This is a genomic window from Nostoc sp. (genome assembly GCF_036917375.1).
Classification (GTDB): domain Bacteria; phylum Cyanobacteriota; class Cyanobacteriia; order Cyanobacteriales; family Nostocaceae; genus Nostoc.
In genome coordinates this window covers 113581-132744 of sequence record NZ_JBALDN010000026.1, presented here as the reverse complement: position 1 = coordinate 132744, position 19164 = coordinate 113581, and the positions used below count along the sequence as shown (strand labels likewise).

The 19164-nt window shown below is 40.6% G+C and carries 17 protein-coding genes; 9 read left to right on the top strand and 8 right to left on the bottom strand.

The features are described from left to right. Window positions 1-277: 277 nt before the first annotated feature. Window positions 278-664: a hypothetical protein gene (locus tag V7K45_RS06930; RefSeq protein ID WP_335001699.1), complete on the top strand. Its 387-nt coding sequence runs from the start codon at window positions 278-280 to the stop codon at window positions 662-664. Between the two features lie 466 nt (window positions 665-1130). Next, window positions 1131-2915, top strand: coding sequence for an RluA family pseudouridine synthase (locus V7K45_RS06925; RefSeq protein ID WP_335001697.1), 1785 nt, complete (start codon window positions 1131-1133; stop codon window positions 2913-2915). 225 nt (window positions 2916-3140) lie between these two features. On the opposite strand, the gene aroF is transcribed toward V7K45_RS06925, so the two are convergent. From aroF to V7K45_RS06905, 4 genes are all read right to left on the bottom strand, one after another. Beyond that, complete coding sequence (aroF, locus tag V7K45_RS06920) at window positions 3141-4199, bottom strand: 3-deoxy-7-phosphoheptulonate synthase (RefSeq protein WP_335001695.1); 1059 nt, start codon at window positions 4197-4199, stop codon at window positions 3141-3143. A gap of 286 nt (window positions 4200-4485) precedes the next feature. After that, complete coding sequence (locus tag V7K45_RS06915; protein ID WP_322668932.1) at window positions 4486-4956, bottom strand: PAM68 family protein; 471 nt, start codon at window positions 4954-4956, stop codon at window positions 4486-4488. 11 nt (window positions 4957-4967) lie between these two features. Then, window positions 4968-5237: a 30S ribosomal protein S15 gene (rpsO, locus tag V7K45_RS06910; RefSeq protein WP_265274247.1), complete on the bottom strand. Its 270-nt coding sequence runs from the start codon at window positions 5235-5237 to the stop codon at window positions 4968-4970. Between the two features lie 211 nt (window positions 5238-5448). Beyond that, window positions 5449-6144 (bottom strand): pentapeptide repeat-containing protein, encoded by a 696-nt coding sequence (locus tag V7K45_RS06905; RefSeq protein ID WP_335001691.1) that lies wholly within the window; start codon window positions 6142-6144, stop codon window positions 5449-5451. 73 nt (window positions 6145-6217) lie between these two features. Here V7K45_RS06905 and V7K45_RS06900 point away from each other — a divergent pair, with 73 nt between their 5' ends. From V7K45_RS06900 to V7K45_RS06890, 3 genes are all read left to right on the top strand, one after another. After that, window positions 6218-6511: a hypothetical protein gene (locus V7K45_RS06900; protein WP_335001689.1), complete on the top strand. Its 294-nt coding sequence runs from the start codon at window positions 6218-6220 to the stop codon at window positions 6509-6511. A gap of 141 nt (window positions 6512-6652) precedes the next feature. Beyond that, the gene (locus V7K45_RS06895; protein ID WP_335001687.1) at window positions 6653-6808 is read left to right on the top strand and encodes a hypothetical protein; all 156 of its coding nucleotides are present in this window, start codon (window positions 6653-6655) and stop codon (window positions 6806-6808) included. A 251-nt stretch (window positions 6809-7059) separates the two neighbouring features. Further along, window positions 7060-9249: a xanthine dehydrogenase family protein molybdopterin-binding subunit gene (locus V7K45_RS06890; protein WP_335001685.1), complete on the top strand. Its 2190-nt coding sequence runs from the start codon at window positions 7060-7062 to the stop codon at window positions 9247-9249. A 13-nt stretch (window positions 9250-9262) separates the two neighbouring features. Here the strand turns inward: V7K45_RS06890 and V7K45_RS06885 are convergent, their stop codons facing one another. Further along, window positions 9263-9703 carry a tetratricopeptide repeat protein gene (locus V7K45_RS06885; RefSeq protein ID WP_335001683.1) on the bottom strand — a complete coding sequence of 147 codons (441 nt, stop codon included), beginning with the start codon at window positions 9701-9703 and terminating at the stop codon, window positions 9263-9265. A 589-nt stretch (window positions 9704-10292) separates the two neighbouring features. Between V7K45_RS06885 and V7K45_RS06880 the strand changes: the two genes are divergently transcribed. Both V7K45_RS06880 and V7K45_RS06875 read left to right on the top strand, forming a co-directional pair. Then, the gene (locus tag V7K45_RS06880) at window positions 10293-10466 is read left to right on the top strand and encodes a hypothetical protein (RefSeq protein ID WP_335001681.1); all 174 of its coding nucleotides are present in this window, start codon (window positions 10293-10295) and stop codon (window positions 10464-10466) included. Between the two features lie 334 nt (window positions 10467-10800). Next, on the top strand, window positions 10801-11982 hold the full coding sequence (locus V7K45_RS06875) for a sulfate ABC transporter substrate-binding protein (protein WP_335001679.1): 1182 nt from the start codon (window positions 10801-10803) through the stop codon (window positions 11980-11982). A gap of 224 nt (window positions 11983-12206) precedes the next feature. Here the strand turns inward: V7K45_RS06875 and argJ are convergent, their stop codons facing one another. The 3 genes from argJ to V7K45_RS06860 form a co-directional block, all read right to left on the bottom strand. Beyond that, window positions 12207-13370 (bottom strand): bifunctional glutamate N-acetyltransferase/amino-acid acetyltransferase ArgJ, encoded by a 1164-nt coding sequence (gene argJ, locus V7K45_RS06870; protein ID WP_335001677.1) that lies wholly within the window; start codon window positions 13368-13370, stop codon window positions 12207-12209. A gap of 397 nt (window positions 13371-13767) precedes the next feature. Then, window positions 13768-15282 carry a hybrid sensor histidine kinase/response regulator gene (locus tag V7K45_RS06865; RefSeq protein ID WP_335001675.1) on the bottom strand — a complete coding sequence of 505 codons (1515 nt, stop codon included), beginning with the start codon at window positions 15280-15282 and terminating at the stop codon, window positions 13768-13770. A 19-nt stretch (window positions 15283-15301) separates the two neighbouring features. Then, window positions 15302-17278 carry a PAS domain S-box protein gene (locus V7K45_RS06860; protein WP_335001673.1) on the bottom strand — a complete coding sequence of 659 codons (1977 nt, stop codon included), beginning with the start codon at window positions 17276-17278 and terminating at the stop codon, window positions 15302-15304. Window positions 17279-18062: 784 nt separating this feature from the next. Here V7K45_RS06860 and V7K45_RS06855 point away from each other — a divergent pair. Together V7K45_RS06855 and V7K45_RS06850 are read left to right on the top strand one after the other, a co-directional pair. Next, on the top strand, window positions 18063-18227 hold the full coding sequence (locus V7K45_RS06855; RefSeq protein ID WP_335001671.1) for a hypothetical protein: 165 nt from the start codon (window positions 18063-18065) through the stop codon (window positions 18225-18227). A gap of 110 nt (window positions 18228-18337) precedes the next feature. Next, complete coding sequence (locus V7K45_RS06850) at window positions 18338-18745, top strand: hypothetical protein (protein ID WP_335001669.1); 408 nt, start codon at window positions 18338-18340, stop codon at window positions 18743-18745. Window positions 18746-19164 lie beyond the last annotated feature (419 nt).

The following is a 19164-nucleotide window of genomic DNA, read 5'->3' as shown; positions in this document are numbered from 1 at the left end:
AGATGCTTATGACACCTTCGCGATCGCAGGACACACCCTCTGCGTGGTTAAACTTCTGTGTAATTTTAATATATTGTTACAAACAATACAACAAGTTAATTTAGATTTTGCAGTCTGACATATTTATTTATAAAGCTTAATAAATAAAGTAGTATTCCTTTTAACCTTGATTATCAGAAATTTATCTAATTATTTTTTCTGTAAAAACTTAGAATCCTCATTAAATCTTTAGATTTATAGATTATTTTGTGAAAGTCTCAATTATGCTCTAAAAATTATGCAATACCTATACTATCTGGCCAATGCTAGTTTGACACTGCGGGTTGTGGAATATTTTAGTAGGAATGACTTTTCTCTAGAATTTATTACTGTAATTAATCAATTTCATGGTTGGATAATCAACGTCAAAATTAAATCTTTTGTATCGGAACAAAAAGATAAAGATATTAAAGCTTTCTTGAGCGAAGTAGGAATTATTTACTCACCACCCGAATTCGTTAGTAATGTTCTGAGCAGTTTGGAAGCTGGAGAATCAGCAATTAATGTTATGGAACGCTATCAGGTAGCAGTAGTTTCTCATGGTAGACCGCAGCCTAATGAGATTGAAGTATTCCGACAAAGTTATATCCGTGGATTGGGCTACTGTCCGCCAAACTTAGCTTGACATAAACTCAGACAACTACAGACTCAAACACTGCCATCGTTGTACTATATATTTTCTGTTTGATTTCTAGCCAGTTGTAGTGAAGCGGTGACGCTTGTGCTGCATCCACCTTAAGGTGGTTGGGAGAGCGTGAACGTCAACAACTGGCCATTGGGTGGGATTTTGAGATGGGAATTAATCCCTTGTAGAATTTTCTCAATGTCCCTGTAACCCTGTTGATATATAAATTAAAACTGCAACAGAAAAACTTTGGATGCCAAATTGCCAAAAGCACTCAACACAATAGACATCTTGCAAAAGTAACTGCAAGATGTTGGGGAAAGGTTAAAGGTTAAAGGGGAAAAATTCCATATCTTTACCCTTTAACCCTTACCCTTTTCCCCACAATGCCAAGAAGTCTAATAGACTTCTTACTAAACGCTATATATATTTAAAAGGATCGGCTAGATTTGCAATCATACTTTGTATGGTAGTTCTGCACGCACTTTCAGATTTCATCGACTGCGATTTTGCGATCGCTAACTCATCTTGTAGCTATTGGTATGAAGGGCGCTGTCCGCAAAGTGGCGTTCGCCTAAAATTACCGCGCACTTCAATGTCCGAAGCGATCGCCCACCGACTAATGCAACATCTTAGCAACAATGACTGTTATTCCCGTGAAGGGAAGATGTATGGAATACTATTGGTTGAACTGCCTAATGGCGAACAACGAGTACTAAAAGCTTTTTCTGGTCTTTTGAATAGTTGCAGTGTGGTTGAGGGCTGGGTGCCGCCAATTCCGGGACGAGATGAAGTTGCTTTTGAGGAAAGCCGTACTTTGGCTGAGTTGGACGCGATTAAACAAGAAATTATTACCTTGAAGCAACTAACCGAACGCCAGCAGTATGAAATCCTGTTTAATGACTTTGAGCAGCAGTTACAAGCAATGAGCGATCGCCATCGCTATTGCAAACATCAACGACAGGAAAAACGTCAGCAAATCTGCAATACACTCTCTTCCGAAGCGCTTACTATTGCCCTTGAGCAGCTTGACGAAGAGAGTCGTCAACAGGGAATTGAGCGACGACAACTTAAACGCCAGCAAAATGCCGTATTACAGCCCCTACAACAGGTAATTGCAGCGACGGATGCGCGAATTAGCGAACTGAAACAACGGCGCAAAGCACTTTCTGGTCAATTGCAAGCTCAAATGCACGCTAGCTACAGCCTGACTAATTTTTCCGGGCGATCGCAATCATTGCAAGAATTGATGCCAGGAGGTTCGCCCACCGGCACAGGAGACTGTTGTGCCCCAAAGCTGCTTCATTATGCGGCAACACATAATCTCAAACCCCTAGCAATGGCAGAATTTTGGTGGGGTGAGTCTTCCGTAAATCAAGATAAAATTCCGGGAGAGTTTTATGGAGCCTGTGCCGAGCGATGTCAGCCATTAATGGGGTTTTTGCTCTCAGGCTTGAAACCTCTCCTCCCTGCTAGGGAAAAGTCCTTTTCACCCCCTCTAACTCCTCCTTGGCAAGGGGGAGAACCGGGAACCGGATATTTCCCCCCTTTACAAGGGGGGATTAAGGGGGGTAAATCCGGGGTTTGGGCTTCATTGCCAAGATGTGTGTACACAGAGGTCACTTTACCGATTATTTATGAAGACGAATGGCTGATTGCTGTCAACAAACCTGCTGGATTACTTTCGGTACCCGGTCGTTATCGCGATCGCCAAGATAGTGTTTTGAGCCGCTTACGTCATTTGTTACCTGATGGTATGGCGCTTATATCTGTGCATCGCTTAGATCGGGAAACTTCTGGGATTTTGTTGTTGGCACGCGATCGCCAAACCCATCGGCAACTCAGCCAGCAGTTTCAGCTACGCCAGGTTCACAAGGTTTATGAAGCTATACTTTCCGGTGTTTTGACAATTGAGCAAGGTAAAATTGAACTGCCATTGTGGGGAGATCCTGAAAATCGCCCTGAGCAAAAAGTTGATTGGCAGCACGGTAAACCCAGCTTGACACACTTCCAGGTAATAGCGAGAGAAGGAGACTATACCCGCGTAGAATTTACGCCACTAACAGGACGCACTCATCAGTTGAGAGTTCATGCAGCTGATGCGCGAGGACTTGGGATAACTATTTTAGGCGATCGCCTTTATGGATGCCGTGCAGTTACTAGTCGGTTACATCTGCACGCCAGAGAGCTTCGCTTTAAGCATCCGCAGTTAGAAAAAACCTTGCATTTACAAGCAATTCTGCCCTTTTGACACGTTATACTACAGCATATTTCAAGTTGGTGAGGTACATCTGTACCTACTTGACATCCGACTTGTGTATACACGCTAGCGATGCCTTGGGAAGAGGGGCTGGGGGCAAAAGGTTTTCAACAATCGGGTTTAGCGTTAAGTTGACACCAATGCTTACGCCCCTACAAATCTAGAAATAATTTGGCATAATTTATTTTTTGTTAGTCCCTAAGTTGCAACTGAATTTTAAGCTAGAGCTACAGCTGGTTGCTGCCAGCGTCCCACTGCTTTACCAATTACTGCCAATTCTTGCATCAAGTTATCGAAACGGTCTGGTGTTAGAGATTGGGGCCCGTCGGATAAAGCTTTGGCAGGATTGGGATGAACCTCTATCATCAGGGAATCTGTGCCAGCTGCGATCGCCGCCATTGCCATTGAAGGCACAAATTCAGACCAACCTACGCCGTGGCTGGGGTCAATCATGATTGGCAGGTGAGTCAGTTTTCGCAACACGGGCACTACCGATAAATCCAGTGTGTTTCGCGTATATTGACGGTCAAAGGTGCGTATTCCCCTTTCACACAAAATTACATTGGGATTGCCAGATGCCAAAATATACTCGGCTGCCATCAACCAATCTTCAATAGTAGCTGCCATTCCCCGCTTTAAGAGTACTGGTTTGGACTGCGCTCCGACTTTTTTGAGCAAGGAGAAATTTTGCATATTTCTTGCCCCCACCTGAATCACGTCAGCAACTCCGGCAATTTTATCCAGGTCTACGGCATCCATCACTTCTGTAATAATACCTAGTCCGCTGACCTCCCGCGCCTTCGCTAACAAATCTAAAGCACTCTCGCCGTGTCCTTGGAAGGCATAAGGTGAAGTCCGGGGTTTGTATGCGCCACCTCGCAAAAATGCGGCTCCAGCAGCCTTGACACGCCGCGCCGTCTCTACAATCATTTCTTCATTTTCTACGGAGCAGGGGCCAGCAACGACTACCAAAGGCTGATGTTCCCCAAATACTACTGCTCCATCAGGAGTATTAACTACTACATCCGAAGCTTCACCGTGGCGGTACTGACGGCTAGCTCGTTTGTAAGGCTGCTCTACCCGTAAAACTTGCTCAATCCAGGGGCTAAGTTCCTGAATTTGTAGCGGATCTAAGCTGGCGGTTTCACCTACTAGACCAATAACTACTTTGTGTTGACCGATAATTTTTTCTGGAGTTAACCCCCAGCTACTGAGTTCCTCATCAATGCGGTTTATTTCCGCCTCTGGGGAACCACTTTTCATTACTATAATCATCTGAAAGTTCCTGATTAATTAATTGAGTAAAATTTTCTGTGAATAGGCTAACTTTATTGTTGCCTATTGGGCTAATTAGAAATAGTTAAAAATAAAATTTGTTTACAAAATAAATAGATAAAATGTAGCGCTCAGTCAGTATTTTTACTGCTAAATAACTAGATATAGGGTATAAAATGGATTGTATAATTTTAACTAGCAATGTTGAAGCGATCGAATTTCAACTTCAACATTAACTTTTTCATTTACCCAATATCACAGTTACTTAATACCTGAGCGCCGTTCATTATAAGTTTTTTTGCCGAGTTTCGCGCCAAGCTGCCACCATTCGTCCCAAATTGGTGTTGAACTCACCCAAACCCAGAAAACTTCCGACTTTTTCTTCATCCCAAGAGGCAGAGAGAACGCCATAAGTTATCCCTAAAACCCCTAAACCAAATAATCCCATGTTCACCAATAACACGGCGATGGGAGGTAGTCGGATATCGGAGTAGGCAGCAAGCAGATAGCTAGCAACCAAGGCGCTAATGCCCAAAGCTGTTGGTACGCCAGAGAATCCAGCTACCCGTCGGATCATCCGTTGGCTGACTACTTGCGGAATTGCCATCTCTTGTTTGGTGTAAACCACTTTTTTATCAGCCTTTTTGACAGATTCTTGGGGCTGTGCTGCTGGTTTACTTTGAGCTTTTGCGGGTTTTTGGCGCTTTTTGTTCGGTTCAAAAGGCAAACGACTGCGTTCAGATTCTTCAGCAGACATAAGCGGTAATCCTATCCACGAATACCGAGACGAGCAATCAAAGCTTGATATTTTTCCCGGCTTTCCTGCGATATATAAGCTAGAAGACGCTTACGCTGTCCGATTAGCTTCAACAGTCCTCTTCGGGAAGAATGGTCTTTTTTATTTGCTTGGAGATGTTCGCTGAGGCGGTTAATGCGCTCAGTTAGCATAGCCACTTGGACATCGGCCGAGCCAGTGTCAGTTTCGTGAACTTGGTAGCTGGAGATTATTTCTTGTTTCCGCAGTTGCGTGAGGGCCATGGTCGATTCAGTTTCTAGTTTTTCTAAAATGTATGCAGCAGTCTCCTATAATATCACAGCCCTCAAGCTGGATGTAGAATGACCTTTGAAGCGAGATTTGTAATTTTTGATACTATATTTGGAGGCTAGTTTTCGGTATACTTCGTTCCAATCCATGTATAGGGATTTTATGTTGATTGCGATCTGGCGGTGGTACAGGATACGCGATCGCTCATTGTTGAGCAAAAGCCAAGTCACTTTCAATTAACTTGGCATTTGTTAGGTTAGCCCCGCTCAAATTGCACAAGTGAAACTTTGCCCCTCTTAGGTCTGCTAGTGACAGATTAGCTCCTGTTAAATCAGCACCAGTGAGGTTGACTTCACTTAAGTTAGCACTACTGAGGTTAGCCCCCTGAAGTGAAGCTCGTTGCAGGTCTGCCTCGCTGAGGTTTGCCCTCATCAAGTATGCTTTACTTAAATCGGCTCCACTTAAATTAGCTTGACTGAGGTCTGCTGCTGTTAAATCAGCTTTACTTAGATTTGCTTGACTTAAGTCCGCCCAACTCAATGAGGCATAACTTAGGTTAATTTCACTCAGCTTCACTGATGCAAGTACTGCACACCTCAAATTAGCATTAACAAAATTTCTTTCTCCGATTGCATAACGGCGTAAAATTACATCAGTTGTTACTCTGTCTAAAACAGCTTTTGATGTGCCTTGATAACACCATGTAGCTTGTAATAGTTTGGCAGCAGTGTTAACAGCTATCTCATCACTAGAAGCCACAATTATACCATTGCAGCCATCCCATTGACCGTTAAGCATTAGAGCAATCTCATTAGCGGCAGCAATTGAGTCAAATAGTAAAACAGATTCTTTATGCCGTTTGAACCAGTTATTCCAACCAATCGAGATAATATTTTTCATTTCGATAAATTTTGGTCTTTTCAGACGATTACGGCTCTAACTATCTATTCTGGCTAATAATAATCAAACTGGTGTGTGTAACAACCGACCATTATTGTGCGTGCTTAACGAATGCTTGCAAAAGGAGAACCGCACGAAATTTAACGGCAACGTCTACCGTTACCCTGGGGTAGTAGCGGAATTAGCTACACAGGGTAAATTGCTTTACCTCAAGCCTTATGCAACACGCCATACTTTTGCAACGTGGGCTATAACCAGTGGCTTATCTGTAGACAAGGTAGCAAGCCTAATCGGCGATACCGTACAGACGGTTTTAAAGTACTACTGCCACCCCGAAATAGTCGATTTTGAATGTCCAGATTTTTGAGTAGCAAATAAGTAGCGGACTTAACCAAAAATTCTCTAAAAGGCTGTTCAACCTTGCTTTAAACGTTTTACTCGTGGTTCTAGTCTAATCTACGAATTTGACGATACCGCAAGCATTTTAAGGTTTTGTATCAAAACCGCTATGCTTTATCCTAATGTTGGGCGATCGCAAGTGGCGCTCACGCTACGCAAATGCTACTCATTTGACTGCCCGCCGGAGACTAACAGGACTTACGCAACTGTCACAAGCGATGGTGCAGCGCAGGCGCATAAACATGGGAACATCCGAATGTTTTAATTGCTGAAACTATATAATTTGATAGATTGTTTGACCAGTTTTATCAGCTAAATCTTTGAGTTTAAACCAGACTAAAATAGCACGAGGCTTTAATGATTTCTTTGAATACGACCCTTACAATTAACAAAGATATCTTTACAGCCGCAGCCGCAGCCCTCAAAGAAGCAAAACTGCAAACGCACAATCTAATTCAAAATTGAATTAGTCAAAGGCGCTTTGGTACGCGTACTCTCAGTTGTGACAGAAAAATTATGAATAAAATTATTGGGAAACCACTCGATCGCGTTGACGGTAGGCTGAAAGTAACGGGAGAAGCACCTTACACAGCCGACGTGCTAATCGAGAATTTAACTTATGGAGTGATTTTTCAAAGCGCGATCGCCAGCGGTAAAATTATCCAAATAGACACATCCGCAGCCGCAGTTTCCCCTGGTGTGTTAGATGTCATTACTTACCAGCAAACCCCATCTTTGGTAAAAATACCTTTCTTTGGCCCTCCACAACCTCAGTCAACTGAAAAAGACCATAATATCTACTACGATGGTCAACATTTGGGGGTTGTAATTGCCCAAACTTTAGAACAAGCCGAAACTGCTGCCTCTAGGATAAAAATTATCTACGAAGAAGCCATTCCGACAGTCACAATGGCACATACAGAGATATTTGAACCCGAATCAATATTTTTTGGCATGATGCCAGCTAAAATCACCAGAGGGGATGTTGAATCGGGGAAAGTACAGGCAGATGTCTTGGTAGAGGAAGTTTATACTACGCCAATAGAACATCATAATCCCCTAGAACCTTCTGCAACGATCGCAATGTGGGAGGGGGATAACTTGACCCTGTATGAAACCACTCAAGGCGTTTCTGCCACCCAAGGCCAAATCGCATCTATTCTGAATATTCCCGAAGAAAATGTCCGCGTTATCTCCAAATACTTAGGCGGCGGATTTGGTTGTAAAGCGCTGCTGCGATCGCATACGATTTTAGCTGCGATCGCAGCTCGGCAAGTAAAACGCCCAGTAAAAGTTGTACTAACGCGATCGCAAATGTACACGGCTTGCGGCCACCGCTCCGAAACTCAGCAGCAGCTAACGTTAGGTGCAACCAAGGAAGGCAAATTAACTGTAATCGAGCAAATTGGGACATCTTTAACTTCCCTGTTTGATGACTTTGCCGAACCTGTAGGTGCAGCAACAACCATGATGTACGCCTGTCCCAATTTGGAAATAAAATACCGTTTGGGACGCATCAACGCCGGCACACCAACCTTTATGCGGGGGCCAGGAGAAGCGCCAGGAATGTTTGCCTTAGAATCGGCAATGGATGAACTGGCATACACCTTAAATATCGATCCAATTGAACTAAGACTGAGAAATCATGCAGATATCGAGCCGCACAAAGGATTACCTTGGTCAAGTAAATCCCTGAAAGAATGTTATCAAAAAGGAGCAGAAATTTTTGGGTGGCTACAACGCAATCCAGTTCCCCGTTCCATGCGAGACAATGATTTCTTGATTGGTTGGGGAATGGCAAGTGCGACATTTCCCACCAATGCTAGAACTGCGTCAGTTAAGGTAGAAATTTTTGCCACTGGAGAAGTAAAAGTACAAAGCGGTACTCAAGACATCGGTACAGGTACTTATACAGTGATGACGCAGGTAGCTGCTGAAGTATTGGGACTACCAGTGCAGTTTGAACTAGGTGATACTAATCTTCCCAAAGCCCCGATGACAGGGAACTCAGTTACAGTTGCGAGTGTTTCCCCGGCGGTGCATCAAACTGCGATCGCCGCACGGGATAAAATAATTAAAATGGCGATCGCGGATGCAAATTCTCTGCTTTACGGATCGCAAGCAGAAGATATTGCCGTTGAGTCAGGGCAAATATTTTCAAAACAAGACCCATCGAAGCGAGACAGCTACACCGATATTCTCCGCCGTCATGGATTAGAAAGTTTAGAAGTTACAGAGGAATCGTCACTCAATCCAGAGAGCCAACAATATGCCAAACATTCTTTTGGGGCGATATTTGTCGAAGTTGCAGTTGATGAATTGTTGGGAGAAATCAAAGTTAGACGTTGCGTAGGCGTTTATGATGCTGGGCGAATTCTCAACTTCAAGACAGCGCGGAGTCAAGTTATCGGTGGGATTACCTGGGGAATTGGTATGGCGCTGATGGAGAAAACTGTAATGGATGCTAATCAGGGCAGAATAGTTGGTGCTAACCTTTCCGATTACCTGATTCCGGTTCATGCAGATATTCCCAATATGGAAGTGCAATTTGTTGAAGAATGCGATCCTTATGTGAATGCACTAGGAACTAAAAGCCTGGGGGAACTTCCGATTGTTGGGGTAGCTGCTGCCATATCTAATGCAATTTATCACGCCACAGGTAAGCGGATTCGGGATCTGCCAATTACACCAGATAAGTTACTGTGAATTCTAAGCTAATTTAGAGAGATTGCTCTAAATTAGTAATGGCTTCAATTGGTCGATTTGTACTTTGGAAGGGTACACCAATATTAACCAAGGTAACAGCTTTACAAGAGCGATCGCCCACAGCACGAGATAAAGGCAAAGCTTGGTTGTAAAAATCGAGTGCTTTTTGCCTTTCTCCTAAACGGTTGTAGTTAAACCCAAGCCCAAGCAGTGCAGTTGCTTCTCGTTTTTGATCTTTGAGTTCTCGTACAATGGTTAAAACTTGCTCCAATATTTGTATTGCCTGTTGGTATTGCTGTTGCAGTGTCAGCATTATCCCTTGCTGAAGCAGTCTTTGTGCTTCTTGCGATCGCGAGTTTTGAGTTTGTCCCCAGCTAGGTTGAGCCATCAGCATTACTGTTAAAGGCGTTAGCCAAATACCCAATGTCAAAAAACTGGTAAGAATTTTTTTCATGAAATAGCGCAGAGGTAGCTGTTTTTAATTGGGTGCTAGCAACATGGTATTGATACATTACGAGAATGCCAAGGGCAATTGCTCCACTTAACAATAACGAAAATACGTTGAATTTACTTAAGTTCTGCAAACTTTGAAATATTTTTTCTTAACATCAAAGCGGTTGTTGCAAACAATAAACTATTTATTGCAAATGTTTAAGCATTTCTTGGAAATATTTGAATATTTGTTACTAATATTTAAACATTTATTGCAACTATTTGAATATTTGTTATAAAGATTTGAACATTTGTTGCAAAGGTTTCATCCTTTGTTATAAAGGTTTGAACATTTGTTACTAGCATTTAAATATTTATTGCAAATATTTGAATATTTGTTATAAAGGTTTGAATATTTGTTGCTAGCATCGAAGCACTTGCAACAAATGTTTAAATATCTGTTGCTAGCATCGAAGTTTTTGTTATCAACATCAGTAAAAGCCTAACTCACTTACTTTTGCAAATATTTCTCGGAGATATCTGGACAATCTGCAAAACAACCATCGCCTTTATTATCGCTGCGATCGTAATTCAGGCAACGTTAAAAATCTGTGGCTGAATTTAGTTTTGGACAACTGCGCTCAGTTGATTTTCTGCGATCGCTAGTCAATGAAATAGTAATAATATCCTGGGTATTAGTTGTGATATTTTGGTTAGCTCGTTGGCAAGGTGTTACAGATGCACGACAAGACGCCGATCGCTTGATGATCTGCCGTCAGTTTTAGCTATTCAAGAAAGTGATAAGGGACGTATCGTCATTTGCAGTCCAGAAGTTTCTAAAACTATTTATCCTTGATATGTTGAATAATATCATGTTCGCTTGTTACCTATTAAACTCACAGAACCCCACCCCTTAATTTCTTCCCTTTGCTAAGGGGAGGGGAGACAAAGCGTAGCTTTGGCGGGGTGCAATGACTGTAGGAAACATAACTAATTATCCGAACTTGATATAAATTGTTTAAATTTAGGTTGATAAAAATATTTTTATTTAACCAGCGTTTTATAATAATTTTTTACAGGTTCTCGTTTAAAATACTCCAGATTCAAAGGAAAAATTTGATGAACCAGTGGCAACCTACTCTTCAACTCAGGAGATATTTAACTCAATTAGTTTCCACTTGTATTGTTAAACCTTTGCAGTTTATAAAACAGTGGTACACACAACCAATCCAAAGTTGGTTATATAGACATTCTTTGTGGAGCGTTGTCTCTCTATTTTTGGCTGGAATTAGTTTAAGTATCCTGTTAGCTGCTTGCTCTTTACGTAATGTCAATTACACTGGTAATGCTAGCGCAGCTTCTCAGCCTAATGTAACCCTAACTTTTGTTTCTTACTCAGTTACTAGTGCAGCATACGAGCAAATCATTCCTAAATTTATCGAACAATGGAAGAAAGAACACAACCAAAATGTCACTTTCAATCAAAGTTATGACGCGTCAGCTTCCCAAACCCTTGCAGCGGTGATTGAGGGTAAAGAAGCTGATGTGGTACATTTGTCACTTGCCCTTGATATTAATAAACTTGTTGAAGCGGGTTTTATTCAACCAGGTTGGGAAAAAGAAGCGCCTAATAATGCAATTGTTACCAAATCTGTAGATGCGATCGCTATTCGTGAAGGTAATCCCAAAAATATCAAAACTTGGGCAGATTTGGCAAAAGATGGTGTCAAGATAGTTACAGCTAATCCCAAAACTTCTGGTGCGGCTCGTTGGAGTTTTCTTAATCTCTGGGGTTCGGCGATTAATACTGGCGGAAATGAAAATCAAGCAATAGACTTTATTTCCAAAGTCTATAATAATGCACCTGTGTTACCCAAAACTGCTCGAAATGCCAGCGAACTGTTCTTCAAAGATGGTCAGGGTGACGTTTTGCTCAACTATGAAAAAGAGATGATTGTATCGGACAAAAATGGTAAAAAACTTCCATATATTGTACCCGATATTAATATCTCCATCGATAATCCTGTTGCTGTTGTCGATAAAAATGTTGATAAACACGGTACTCGTTCTGTTGCAGAAGCATTTATCAAATTTCTCTACACCCCAGACTCACAACGAGAGTTTGCCAAATTGGGATTTCGTTCTGTAAACCTTGCGATCGCCAAAGAAACAGAAGCCAATTTTCCCAAAATTAAAACTATCTTCAAAGCTGAAGATTTAGGAGGATGGGACGAAATTCAGGCAAAATTCTTTGATGAAGGTACAATGTTTGACAAAATTCGAGCGAAAAAGTCAACTTAACCTAAAAAGGACAATGAGAAATTGTTCTCCACTAATTGACTCTTATCTACGAGACGCTACGCTTTTTCTTCAACGCCGAGCGCAATGAATCAAAAACCCTCACCCAAGCTTGGGAGAGGGACTTTTAAATTCGCTCCCTTTCTCCCAGTTTTGGAAGAAGGGGTTGGGGGATGTAGCAAGATCCCGTAGGGTGGGCAAATTTTACATTTGTACAACAGGTCTAATCAAGTTGAGTATTTACCATTAATTTCTATATAACCCTCTGAAAGATCGCAACCCCATACAGTTGCAGAGGCATCGCCAATATTAAGGCTAACATGAATATCTACTTTATCTTTAGACATAATTTGCCGTAACTGTTCTAGATTTTCATCAGTTAAGCTACTAGGATAAACTTTTACATTATCAAAACTAATAACAACTTTATCTTGATTTATCTGCTGTTCGTTTTCACATTTGCCTATAGCCATAGCAACTCTTCCCCAATTCGGATCTGCTCCATAAACAGCAGTTTTTACCAATGGTGAATTTACAATTGCTTTCGCCACTGTTTTCGCTTGTGCATAGTTAATCGCTGAATCTACAGTTACCTCAATTATCTTAGTAGCACCTTCTGCATCTCGGGCAATTTTCAGCACTAATTCCTGTGCAACTTCTTGCAATGCCCTAGCAAAATCTGGTTCTGAAACTTCACCGGCTATTCCATTAGCAAGAATCACAGCAGAGTCACTAGTAGAAGTGTCAGTATCTACGCTCAAACAATTAAAAGTTTTATCTATAGTAGAACGAAAAATAGAACGAAGGCTATTTGCAGAAATTGCAGCGTCAGTAAAAAAGAAAGTTAAGAGGGTAGCCATATTAGGCTCAATCATGCCAACACCTTTGGCAATTCCTACTAGCTTGGCATTTCCTATTTGCCGTGTAGCTAGTTTCGCTACTGTATCGGTGGTCATAATACCACGAGCGGCGGCATGAAAATCAGCATCAGTCAATTTTTTGCCCAATCCTAATAAACCAGTCCGGATTTTTTCAATGGGGTAACGTCTGCCAATTACACCTGTAGAAGCGATCGCGATATTATGTGCAGCAATTCCAGTTTCAGTTGCGACTAATTGCAGAACCTCTTGGGCGTCAGCGATGCCAACAGAACCATTAGCTACATTTGCATTTTTAGATATAACGACAATTGCTTGTGCTTGTGAATCTTTTAAATTATCGCGGCTAATAGTAACACTTGGCCCAGCAAAAAGACTTTGAGTGAAAACTCCATCTGCAATACAAGGAACTGATGATTTAATCAATACAAAATCATCAGTTGTATCTCGAATTCCCAAATTCGTGATAAATGTACTAAAACCTTGAGGTGTAGAAGATATAGTTAATGACATTTTTTGATATTTAATAATTTGGTTTAATTATCTCATATCAAGTTCAGTTAATTACCGAGCGTGAAATCTATTCATCCAGATTGGGTTGGATGACAGTGAAACCCAACATAAACAACTATCAAATTTATGAAATTCTCATATTAAAAGTTTATTAGTCTTCCAAAGAAACTTTTATAATTATGTAAAGGTTTGATATCATGTTCTGATTAATAGTCATAATTTCCACAATCATTGCACCCCGCCCCCAACCCCTCCCCGCTTGAAGGGAGGGGAGACAAAGCATAGCTTTGGCGGGGTGGGGTGATTCGGGTTTAATAAGTAATCAAGCGGACATGATATGACAACGCGATTTGTTTTACTCCCCACCCTCACCTAGCAATTTTTAATTTATCGAGTACTATAGATCGATTAATGTAAGAGTGAATATAGTCCATCCATTGCCACTTTCTACTTGAATGTTTCCTTGCAATTGTTCCACTAATTTCTGGACTATAGATAAACCTAAACCCGAACCACCTTGATTCCAGATATCTGCATTGGGGAGACGATAAAATTTATCAAATATCCGTGGTAACTCTATTACCGGAATTTCTACTGAATTCCTGACAGTAATAATTGTTTTTGCAGGTGTTTCCGAAGAATCGTGACTGACACTTAAGACGATTTCACCACCCGCAGGTGTGTATTTACAGGCATTATTGATCAATTCTACTATAATGCGTTCCAAGCTAATGCCATCTGAGAATAGCGGCGGGAGATTTGCAGGGAGATTCACCTGTAGAGTTTGCTGATGTTCTTGAACGCGAATTTGAAACGGCTCGATAATCCAAAGTAACCACTGTTGTAAGAGCAACGCATCAGGGGTAATAACTTGATAGGATGAGCTTTCTAGCCGTTGTAAGTCTAGTAAATCGTTAATTAATTCTAGTTCGCGATCGCACTCGCTTTCCATTAATTTTAGATAGCGTTGAGCATCCTCAGTACTATTAGATAGTTGTATCATTTGAATCATCATCTTGATATTACTCAGAGGCGATCGCAGTTCGTGAGAAACTAAATTCAAAAAGTCATTTTTGAGTTGATTTATCTCTTCCCATTGCATCACAAGTTGCTCTTGCTCAATTTGCTTTTGACGCGCCTCAATCGCTCGTTTGCGCTCAGTAATATCTCGAAACACTAATACAGCGCCTGTAATATTATTTTTGTCATCTTTAATCGGTGCAGCACTATCATCAATTGGTATTTCTGCACCATCTTTAGTAATCAAAATAGTTTCTGCGGGGAGATTAACGATAATACCATCTTGCAGAACTTTTATAATCGGGCTTTCAATAGGGTTATGAGTTTCCCCATTAGCAATATTAAATACTTCTGAAGAATTTCTACCACAAGCTTCTTCTTGTTTCCATCCAGTCAGATTTTCTGCAACCGGATTCATAAAAGTGATTAACTCTTGTAAGTCGCTAGCAATCACACCATCACTGATACTTTTTAAAAGTGCATCCAGCCATTTTTTATTAACTTTTAATTGCCTTTCTAAACCATGCTTAGTCAAAGTTATTTCAATATTTGTTTGTAGTTCTCTTTCTTTAAAAGGTTTCAGTAGGTAGGCAAACGGCTCAGTTATCTTAGCTCGTTCTAATGTATTCTCATCTGCATAAGCAGTTAAATAAATTACTGGAATATCCAAACGCTTATAGATTTCTTCAGCAGCTTCTATCCCGTCCATTGAGCCTTTAAGCTTGATATCCATCAGTACTAAATCTGGAGATATTTCTATTGCTATATTAATCGCTTCTTCTCCTGAAGAAGCGATAGCAGGCACTGTGTAACCAAATTTCTTCAGCCTGAATTGTAAGTCCTTGGCAACAATAGCTTCATCTTCCACAACTAAAATTTTTGCGTTGGTCATCTTTTATTAATTGTCTATTTTATGGTAAAGGAAATGTCACTTGACACTCTACTCCAGTAGAGCCTGTAATATTGATATTTCCTGCTAGCTGATGGGCTAAAGCCTCTACTAACTCCCACCCTAATGATGCTAGCTTTTCAAAATCAAAGTTTGATGGTAAGCCAATGCCATTATCACGAACTATTAGCAGTAAATTATTATTAATTATTTTCTTGATTTCAATATTGATTGCACCATGACTATTTTTGGGAAATGCATATTTTAAGGAATTAGATACAAGTTCATGGATAATTAAGCTACAAGGAATTGCTGTATCTAAACCAAGAAAAATACAATCTTCTGTATTTATTGTCAAAGCGATCGCATCTTCATTGACTTCATAAGCAGTAAATAAACTTGCTACCAAATCTCGAATATATTCACCCAAATTAATCCTTGCTAAGTCTTGAGATTGATACAATTTTTCGTGAACGAGAGCCATTGATGCAATCCGCTGCTGGCTTTGTTGAAATATTGTCAAATCGTCTTTGTCTTTGATATAGGCAGATTGCAGGTTGAGCAGACTGGAAATAACCTGTAAATTATTTTTGACCCGATGGTAAATTTCTTTTAATAACACCTCTTTTTCTAACAGTGATGCTTGAATTTGCTCCTCCCACTGCCTGCGTTCGCGCTGCGCGGCTTTCCGTTCGTTAATGTCTTCGACCACAGAAATAAAATATTTTGGCTCCCCACTAGATTCACGCATTAAAGACACAGTGAGATTAACCCAAACTATGGAATTATCTTTGCGGAAATAGCGCTTTTCCATCGAGTAAGTTTGAATATTATCTGCTAAAATCTGCTCAACATATTTCAGGTTAGTATTAAGATCGTCCGGGTGAGTAATATCTTGGAAAGTTAACAATTGTAGTTCTTCGAGTGTGTAACCGAGAATATCGCAAAGCTTCTGATTAACTAACAACCAGCTGCCATCGATTGCGACATGGGCAATGCCAACAGCAGCTTGATGGAATGCAGCCCTAAATCGCTGTTCGCTCTCTCGCAATGCTTTTTCTATTCGCTGGCGTTCAGTAATTTCTGTCTGTAATGATTCGTTGATTCTTGTTAACTCTGCTGTCCTTTCCTCAACCATGCTTTCTAGTTGGTTAAGTAAGCTATTTAGTGTCTCCTCTACTTGCTTGCGATCGGTAATGTCAGTATGTGAGCCTACCATTCGTACTACATTACCATCTTCATCCCACAGTGCTTGCCCTCGATCTAAAATCCATTTATAGGTGCCGTCTTTACATAAAGCTCGATACTCAGTAATGTAAAACGGTGTTTTCTGAGCAAAGTGATCTTGAACCGCTTGTTTCACCCGCTCAATATCGTTCGGATGCACTCGTGTCACGCATTCATCTAAATGGTTAGAAATTTCGTGGTTTTCGTAACCGAGCATTTCTTTCCAGCGAGCCGAGAAGAAAACTTCATTGGTTTTAACATTCCAGTCCCAAATTCCATCATTATTGCCGCGCAAAGCTAATTGCCAGCGTTGTTCGCTTTCCCTCAACACTTCCTCAGTCCGTATACGTTCAGCAATTTCTTTTGCTAGTTGGTAGTTTGCAGCCTCTAGTTGGGCAGGACTCGGTAGAGCTAGTGCTTGCGGCATTAATGGCACAAGCTCTATAGCCGTTAATACGGAGACAAAAGCGGTAATAGCTTTAATTAACCCTGATAGCCAATAGGTAGGATACCAAAGCGTCCATATATCCATTAAATGAGTTGTGCCACATGCAACGATGAATGTGCCAAACATTAGGAATATCCAGCCGAAAGGTATATCTCGCCGTTTACGAACAAAATAAACCAACATCACTGGAATTGAATAATAAGCAAGTCCAGTTAACACATCTGAAATCAGATGCAACCACACCAATCCTGGTTTCCACAGATAGCAATGTCCGTGGGGAATAAACTGGCTAGTAGAGAAAAAATTATTTAAAAATTCCATCATAAAAACCTACATATTGCACAAGTCTTTACCAAAGCCTGAAGTGCGAAAGAAGAGGTTTTTAGCTTCAAGCCTTTTGTAAATGCGTATACACCTAGAGAGTGGCTCTCATATCTCAAAGAGAACTACGTTTGGCATTTTTCAGAGTTTTACCGTACTAGTTTTAGGCGCGAATCGATCATCAGCTTGAGCTTCTACATTCTGTGTTCGTCATCTTTTCTGAGTTTTTTAATCTGAATAATATAAGATTTATTGAAATTAAAGTACCGCGATCGCTTTGGTTCTCGTTACCGTATATCCTCTGAAATCAGCAATTTACATATATAAAAACCTTCAAAAATTACAGTAATATTTCGGTTATATAATAACCTAATTTTAATCTATATGATACGTGTATTTGCGGGTTCACTTAAATCAGCTTGCTCATGAAGTCTGCCTTGAAAATAAGGCAGGAGGCAGTGTCTCGACTACGCGGCAGTTGAGCGTAGTCGAAACTCAACAACCAGGCAGGAGGCAGGAGGAAAAAACATTTTCATTGTTCCTTGTGAGCGCAGCTCATGAAGTCTCTTGCAAAAGTGCTTTTTGCACTCTCGTGGGAAAAAGGACTCATGTTAAAGGGGAAGGGAAAATACAAAACCTTTACCTTTCCCCCTTTCCCTTTTCCCGACAAATGCCAAGAAGTCTATTGCAATAGCCCATACATCAGCAGAACTGCCGGCATTGCTGATAGTGAGGGTATCTGGGCAATCTTTTCTAAGTGATTGCAATTATATAGAAGTATAAATTAGTGCTTTTTTACTGGTTAAACCGACTGCTGCCATTACTCAGATGGCTTATTACTTATCTTGGGGTGAGACATTGGGTATTGGGTGCGATCGCTCCTACTACACACCCCACAATCCCCGACAGCGATGCCAATAAATCTACAACTAACCTACTAGAGCCTGTTTAAACCCAAAATTAAGCCTACTCCAGCGATCGAGAGACAGAGGGGCGATCTCACTTGACTATCAAAAAACTTTGGTGATTGTTTCTACTTTTCCGAAAAAGAGGAATCGTAATGTGATTACCATTATAGAAAACTTCCAATGCTTATTTTTATTAAAAAAGGATGCACTAACTATGAGTACAGAGAATGGAAAAAACTCTTTAGTCGAAACACAGTCTTTAGTTGAGGAAAGTAAACAACCATCAACTCTCAATGATTCAAGAGGTCAGCAAGGTTTACAACAAAACGCTGATGCAGTAAATAATACTTTTAATCTGCCACAAAACTATATACAAACAGACCCCTGGATTTACCGTATGATTGTTGGTACACTTACCTCTACAGTATTAATTTGCCTTATAGGTGCAATTGCTCTACAAGCAAAGGGCAGCAAACAAATTCCTGAACTTCTAACCGCTCTTGGAACTGGTTCTTTGGGTGCTTTATCAGGATTACTAGCACCATCCCCTATAAAAAAATAGTGTTTTCGTAATGCATCTTTTTTTATACAATCTTTCTCGTACTTAACGCTGATTTTATCTTGCAGGACATAGCGTTCAAGGAGGGCGTACTGTATTTTTTGCATTTCACTGTAGAGCGACTAATTATTTGATCGCAGCGACAAATAATCGCTGTTTTGTCACTTTGCGAGAATGCAATATCCTAATACCTATTCTCCAAAATGAGGCAACAGATGTAATTAGAAAAGTCTTGCTACATCTAAGTTTCTTAATTGCGAATTTGTATAAAGGGTTATGGAGCTTTGGTTTTCAGCTTTTGGCTATAAATTTTAGTTTCTATTAGGAAATAAAGCCTCAGAGCTTACCTAAGATTATTGTTTTCCGAAAGTTACAAAACAGGGTTAGGAGAGAGATAAATTGCGAGGGTTTATTAATACCAA